Origin of the sequence: Leptospira gomenensis, from assembly GCF_004770155.1 — a bacterium.
Lineage (GTDB): Bacteria > Spirochaetota > Leptospiria > Leptospirales > Leptospiraceae > Leptospira > Leptospira gomenensis.
Genome location: NZ_RQFA01000069.1, coordinates 1 through 909, shown reverse-complemented (window position 1 = coordinate 909; position 909 = coordinate 1). Strand labels below are relative to the sequence as shown.

Below are 909 nucleotides of genomic sequence, written 5' to 3'. Positions count from 1 at the left end.
AACCGAACATTGATTCGTCTCATTGTTTTCTTTTCCGCAGATCGCTGCCCCGCAGCCCGAGTGCCAGCAGCGCCGCCGGACTCCGACGACGATATCGACTCTTGCCCCTTTGCCGGGTCCTGATCTTCCGACGAATCCTGTTTTCTCGACAAATTCTGTTCTCCCGCCGAGTCCAAGTTTTCCAGCGAATTCTGATCTTCCGGCAAATCCTGTTCTTCCGGCAAATTCCAATTCTGCTCCCCCCACAATCCGTTTCGCTCCGTCCGAAGAAGTGCACGAAGCTCTGGACTGACGTCATCCGCAGAATCGATAGTCGCCTGGTCATTGTTAGGTGGCGCATCCTTCGCTCCCTCTTCCGGCGCCTCAGAACCAAACGAAGTTCGACGGGCCGCGGCCGCCGCCACAGCAGAGGCAGAAGGTTGATACAACGTCGTTCCCGCTTTCTTGCCCAAACGTTTGGTCGCGGTCAAAAACTTGGCGTAGGTTCGCAACAACTCGGGAATTTTCTTTGGAAGACGACGCGCGGCAGCCTCCCCATATCGCTCTCTATACCGAAGCCAGGTTTCTTCCGGAACGAGCAAGGTCACCGTTTCCTTTCTGTCATTTTGTAAACGAGAGGAAATTTCTTCTTCGTTGTTGAGCAGTAAATATCCCATACCACACTCGGTTCCACGGCTTGCACGAACGTCACGCTTCCGATGAAAAAAAATTCGCGAACATTTGAGTTGTAATCAGAGAAAATATTCTGGTTCGGTTCGAGCAAGTCGGGTCAGGTCGGATTGAGCTACGTCAAGTCGAGTCAAGCCAAGTCGAATCCAGCGAAGCGACATTGAACAAATCGAAATCTCAAACTTACCAATTGAAGATCGAAAATCACGAATTTCGAATCGGCAAAACCCAAGGGCCAAC

The 909-nt window shown here is 51.6% G+C and carries 1 pseudogene; it reads right to left on the bottom strand.

The features are described from left to right. Nucleotides 1–413: 413 nt before the first annotated feature. Nucleotides 414–656: pseudogene (locus EHQ17_RS20440) on the bottom strand (DUF1564 family protein); the annotation flags it as partial. Nucleotides 657–909 lie beyond the last annotated feature (253 nt).